This is a genomic window from Bradyrhizobium sp. (assembly GCF_019244115.1).
In the GTDB taxonomy this organism is placed as follows: Bacteria; Pseudomonadota; Alphaproteobacteria; order Rhizobiales; family Xanthobacteraceae; genus Bradyrhizobium.
This window is the reverse complement of sequence record NZ_JAFATE010000706.1, coordinates 1-4,819: the sequence shown is the minus strand read 5'-3', so window position 1 is coordinate 4,819 and position 4,819 is coordinate 1. Positions and strand designations below refer to the sequence as shown.

Sequence of the window (4,819 nt, the reverse complement as noted above, 5' to 3'; positions counted from 1 at the left end):
GGAGGCGATGACCGCGCTGCACGATGCGCGAACCGACGAGGCGCGCAAATTCGCCACCCAGCGGCTGCGCGCCGACGTGCTGAAACACGTCGCCGACATCGCGGAAAAATACCTGGTTGCCGGCGAGACCCAGGACAGCGCGCTGATGTTTGTGCCGTCGGAATCGGTCTATGCGGAGATCCACGACGGGTTCGACGATGTGATCCAGAAGGCTTACCGCGCGCGCGTGGTGCTGGTGTCGCCGTCGCTGCTGATGCTGGCGATCCAGGTGATGCAGCAGATCATGCGCGATGCGCGGATCAGAGATGCCGCCGACCAGATCCGCAACGAGGTGATCAATCTCGGCGACGATCTCGGCCGCCTGCGCGAACGGGTGCTGAAGCTGCAGAAGCATTTTGGCGACGTCAACGAGGACATCCGCCAGATCCTGATCTCGGCCGACAAGATCGAGAAGCGCGCGGGCCGGATCGAGGAACTCGATTTCTCCAAGCAGGACGCGCAGGCCGAGCCGCCGCGGGCGGTGGGACCGAAAACGCCCGATCTGTTCCCGCTTCGCCAGCTCCAGGCGGGGGAGTGACTCCTTTCGGACCTTGCGTGAAAGGAGCGGTCAGAAACGAATGTCAGCGCCCGGCTTGGCCGGGCGATCCAGTATCCCAGAGACGGAAGAATGGGCACGCGCAGCTTCTACGTCTACATTCTGGCGTGCAAGATCGGCACGATCTATATCGGCGTGACGAACGATATCATACGTCGTGTGGCAGAGCACCGGTCGAAATTGGTAAAGGGCTTCACCTCGAAATATGATGTCGTGAAGCTCGTCTGTTTTGAGCAGTTCGATGATCCCGAGAACGCAATTCGGCGCGAAAAGCAGCTGAAGAAGTGGAATCGGGCCTGGAAGATTCGGCTAATTGAAGAGAAAAATCCGAACTGGGGTGATCTGTATCCCGGGATCGCGGGTGCATTGAACCTCGTCCCCCGCGAAGGCGGGACATCCAGTGCGCCGCAACGGCAGTCCTAAATGGAACTGTCTCGAATACTGGATCGTCCGCCTTCGCGGACGATGACCGAGAATGGGCGAATGACCGCACCCGATACCACACCCGAAGTGACCTCCGAAGCGGCCCCGCCAAATGACGCGCCAGCGGCCGGCTGGCGCGAGAGCATTGCCGTATACCTGCAGCCGCGCGTGCTGGTCGTGCTGTTTCTCGGCTTTGCCTCAGGGCTTCCGCTGGCGCTGTCCGGTTCCACCTTGCAGATCTGGATGCGTGAATCAGGGGTCGACCTCGGCACGATCGGCCTTCTCGCGCTGGTCGGGACGCCCTATACGCTGAAATTTCTCTGGGCGCCGCTGGTCGACGCGCTGCACGTGCCGCTCTTCACCCGCGCGTTCGGGCGCCGACGCGGCTGGCTGCTGTTCTCGCAACTGCTGCTGATCCTCACCATCCTGCTGCTCGCGATGTCAGATCCTGCGACCGCACCGTTTGCGACCGCGTTCGCCGCACTCCTGGTCGCGACCGCGTCATCGACGCAGGACATCGTGGTCGACGCCTTCCGGGTCGAAAGCCTGCCTGAGAGCGAGCAGGCCGCCGGCATGGCTGGCTATGTCGCCGCCTACCGGATCGGCATGCTGGTCTCGACGGCGGGCGCGCTGGTCATCGTCAGCGGCTACGAAAGCTACGGTCTCGCACGGCCGGCAGCCTGGATGTGGGGTTATGTCCTGATGGCGGCGCTGGTCGTGATCGGCACGGTGACTGCGCTGATCGCGACCGAGCCGGCGCAGTCGGCCGCCGCCGATGCGGCGACCAGCGCAGACGGCGCGATCACGCGCGTGCTGAACGCGGCGTGGGGCGCCTTCTCGGAGTTCCTGAGCCGCCGCGATGCCCTGGCCGCGCTCGCCTTCGTGGTGCTGTTCAAGTTCACCGACGCATTTTCCGGCACCATGACCGGGCCGTTCGTGATCGACCTCGGCTTCAGCAAGGTGGACTACGCCGCCATCGTCAAGGGCGTCGGCCTTGCCGCCACGCTGATCGGCGGTTTTGCCGGCGGCTTCGTGGCGCGGCGCTATTCGCTCGCCACCAGCCTGTGGATCGGCGGCGTGCTGCAGGCCATTGCCAATTTCTCCTTCTCCTGGCTCGCGCTATCAGGCGTCAATCAATGGGCGCTGGCGCTGGCCGTCACGACGGAGAACTTCACCAGCGCGATCGGCACAGTGATCTTCGTCGCCTATCTCTCGGCGCTGTGCCAGAACCCGCTGCACACCGCGACCCAATATGCGCTGCTCACTGCGCTCGCGGCCGTCGGGCGCACCTATCTGTCGTCCGGCGCCGGCTATGTCGCGAAGGCGGCCGGCTGGCCGCTGTTCTTTGCGGTCTGCGTCCTCGTCGCGGTGCCGAGCCTCGTGCTGCTGGCATGGCTGCAGCGGCGCGGCCATTTTGCTGCGCTCGGGCCGGTGAAGGTGTGACTAATTGCTCAACTGTCATCACCTGCGAAAGCGGGTGATCCAGTATTCCAGAGACGGCTGTTGTCGAGCTGAGAAGCTGCGGCGTACTGGATCGCCCGGTCAAGCCGGGCGATGACTGCAGTGATTTAGCGGCTAGCGCTGCCTCACCAAACTCCATTTCGTCACGACAGCTTCGCTGATCTGGCCGGCGTCCTGGGCGCAGGCGACCTCGCCGACCTTCACGGAGATGGCCTTGCCGATGAGCGCCTTCAGTTGCGCAGCCTGTGCGTTGCTGGAGGTGATGAGTTGAAAGGTTTCAGGCCCGGTCTCGAGATTGCACAGTCCGCCCGGTTGCGGCAGCCGGCGCGGCTCGCTGGTGATCTGATAGGTCGGCACCCGCTTGCCGCCCTCCTTGGCGTCGCGCACCTCCATCATCATCAATTCGCCCGACAGGATGTCGCCGGCCTGAATCGGCTTTCCGGCTTTCATGGGCGGCTCGGCCTGCTGCGCCGCGGAGGCCGAGGCAGCGAGCGTCATCATGACAGCGGCGAAAGATGCCGCCAAAGCCCAGCGTTTGCCGAATCGTCGTTTCGTCATTCCATCATTTCCGTCTTGTGATGATCAGAACAGCGTCCGCTGCCGCATCGCGGCCGACAGCGTACCTTCGTCGAGGTAATCGAGCTCACCGCCGACCGGCACGCCGTGCGCCAGCCGCGTCACCTTGACATTGGCCTCGTGCAGGAGATCGGTGATGTAGTGCGCCGTGGTCTGCCCATCCACGGTCGCGTTGAGCGCCAGGATGATCTCCTGCACTTCGAGGGCGTGGGCGCGCGCCACCAGTGCATCGATGGTGAGGTCCTGCGGGCCGACACCGTCGAGCGGCGACAGCGTCGCGCCGAGCACGTGATAGCGCCCGCTGGTCGCATTCGCCCGCTCCAGCGCCCAAAGGTCGGCGACATCGGCCACCACAACGATGATGGATGGATCGCGGCGCGGATCGGTGCAGACCGTGCAGGGGTTTTGTGTGTCGATGTTGCCGCAGGTCTTGCAGACCTGGATTCTCTCGATCGCGACCTGCAGCGCCGACGACAGCGGCGTCATCAGCGCTTCGCGCTTCTTGATGAGGTGCAGCGCCGCCCGGCGCGCCGAGCGCGGGCCGAGCCCCGGCAGCCGCGCCAGGAGCTGGATCAGGCGTTCGATCTCGGGACCGGCGACAGCGGGCATGAATGGCGTCTAGTTGCCGAGCAATCCGGGCGGCAGGCCGAGCCCGCCGGTCAGGGCCTGCATCTTCTCCTGTACCGCGACCTCCGCCTTGCGCCGCGCCTCGTTCTGGGCGGTCACCAGCAGGTCTTCCAGCACTTCGCGTTCTTCCGGTTTCATCAAGGAGGCATCGATCCGGACAGCCTTGACCTCCATTTTCGCGGTCATGCGGACCGCGACGAGGCCGCCGCCGGAGATGCCCTCGACTTCGAGACTGCCGAGTTCCTCCTGCATCGCCTGCATCTTCGACTGCAGCTGGGCCGCCTGCTTCATCATGCCGAGAAAATCAGCCATCGGCTCAATCCTTAAACGTCGCTAGAGATCAAGATCGTCGTCACCGTCGAGCTCTTCAACCGGGACCTCGGCGCTAATATCGGATTCGGGCGGCTCGGGGGCAAGCTTGCGCACCTCGATGATGCGGGCGCCAGGAAAGCGCGCCAGCACCTCCTGGACCCGCGGATCGGCTTCGGCCGCGCGCTCGCGCTCGTTCTTCTCGACGAGGCTCTGCTCGCGGAGCGTCGGCTGCCCTTTCTCGTTGGAGACGATCACGGTCCAGCGCCGGCCGGTCCAAAGATCCAGCTTGCGCGACAATTCATTGACCAGCGCACGCTGCGCACTCCGCTCGAGCGCCACCTCCAGCCTGCCATCCTCGAAACGCACCAGACGGACATCGGTCTCCAGCGCGCTCTTGGTCAAAAGGTCGCGCTTTTCACCCGCCAGCGCCACGAGTTCCCGAAAGCTGGCGATTTTTCGCGCGGGTTCGCCGTGGCCATTCGGCGACGGCGCCAGCATCTGCGGACGGAGCGACGGCTCGGCACTGGCGCGCGGCGCGGCCGGCGCGCGCGTCACCGCCGGCTGGGCCACCGACATTGTGGGAGCCGGACTGCCGCGCGGGGCGGGGCTCGCGGCGACAACCGGTGATGCGCCGCCATTCTGCTCGATCAGACGGATCGCCTCATCCGGCGTCGGCATGTCGGCGACATAGGCGATGCGCACCAGCACCATTTCCGCAGCCGCGGCCGGCCGGGTGGCCGTCTGCACTTCGGCGATGCCCTTGAGCAGCATCTGCCACATCCGCGACAGCACCCGGATCGACAGTTTTGCGGCAAAATCCCGCGC

At 65.1% G+C, this 4,819-nt stretch carries 6 protein-coding genes and 1 pseudogene; 3 read left to right on the top strand and 4 right to left on the bottom strand.

Annotation, left to right across the window (positions count from 1 at the left end):
• From rmuC to JOZ76_RS30505, 3 genes are all read left to right on the top strand, one after another.
• Positions 1-577 (top strand): DNA recombination protein RmuC (rmuC, locus tag JOZ76_RS30515; RefSeq protein ID WP_291705075.1); only part of this gene is annotated, 577 nt, incomplete at its 5' end.
• Positions 578-667: 90 nt separating this feature from the next.
• The gene (locus JOZ76_RS30510; RefSeq protein ID WP_291705073.1) at positions 668-1,018 is read left to right on the top strand and encodes a GIY-YIG nuclease family protein; all 351 of its coding nucleotides are present in this window, start codon (positions 668-670) and stop codon (positions 1,016-1,018) included.
• A 60-nt stretch (positions 1,019-1,078) separates the two neighbouring features.
• Positions 1,079-2,461, top strand: coding sequence for an AmpG family muropeptide MFS transporter (locus JOZ76_RS30505; RefSeq protein WP_291705072.1), 1,383 nt, complete (start codon positions 1,079-1,081; stop codon positions 2,459-2,461).
• 132 nt (positions 2,462-2,593) lie between these two features.
• Here JOZ76_RS30505 and JOZ76_RS30500 read toward each other — a convergent pair whose 3' ends face one another.
• From JOZ76_RS30500 to JOZ76_RS30485, 4 genes and pseudogenes are all read right to left on the bottom strand, one after another.
• A complete protein-coding gene (locus tag JOZ76_RS30500) occupies positions 2,594-3,037 on the bottom strand; it encodes a hypothetical protein (RefSeq protein ID WP_291705070.1) in 444 nt (147 codons plus the stop codon).
• A 24-nt stretch (positions 3,038-3,061) separates the two neighbouring features.
• The gene (gene recR, locus JOZ76_RS30495; RefSeq protein WP_291705068.1) at positions 3,062-3,664 is read right to left on the bottom strand and encodes a recombination mediator RecR; all 603 of its coding nucleotides are present in this window, start codon (positions 3,662-3,664) and stop codon (positions 3,062-3,064) included.
• 9 nt (positions 3,665-3,673) lie between these two features.
• Positions 3,674-3,994, bottom strand: a complete 321-nt coding sequence (locus tag JOZ76_RS30490) for a YbaB/EbfC family nucleoid-associated protein (protein WP_291705066.1) — start codon at positions 3,992-3,994, stop codon at positions 3,674-3,676.
• Positions 3,995-4,015: 21 nt separating this feature from the next.
• Positions 4,016-4,819: pseudogene (locus JOZ76_RS30485) on the bottom strand (DNA polymerase III subunit gamma/tau); the annotation flags it as partial.

Bases quoted from the DNA above. Each gene is read 5' to 3' on its own strand.
- JOZ76_RS30510 (WP_291705073.1), top strand. From the start codon at position 668: ATGGGCACGCGCAGCTTCTACGTCTACATTCTGGCGTGCAAGATCGGC.
- JOZ76_RS30505 (WP_291705072.1), top strand. From the start codon at position 1,079: ATGACCGCACCCGATACCACACCCGAAGTGACCTCCGAAGCGGCCCCG.
- JOZ76_RS30500 (WP_291705070.1), bottom strand. From the start codon at position 3,037: ATGACGAAACGACGATTCGGCAAACGCTGGGCTTTGGCGGCATCTTTC.
- recR (WP_291705068.1), bottom strand. From the start codon at position 3,664: ATGCCCGCTGTCGCCGGTCCCGAGATCGAACGCCTGATCCAGCTCCTG.
- JOZ76_RS30490 (WP_291705066.1), bottom strand. From the start codon at position 3,994: ATGGCTGATTTTCTCGGCATGATGAAGCAGGCGGCCCAGCTGCAGTCG.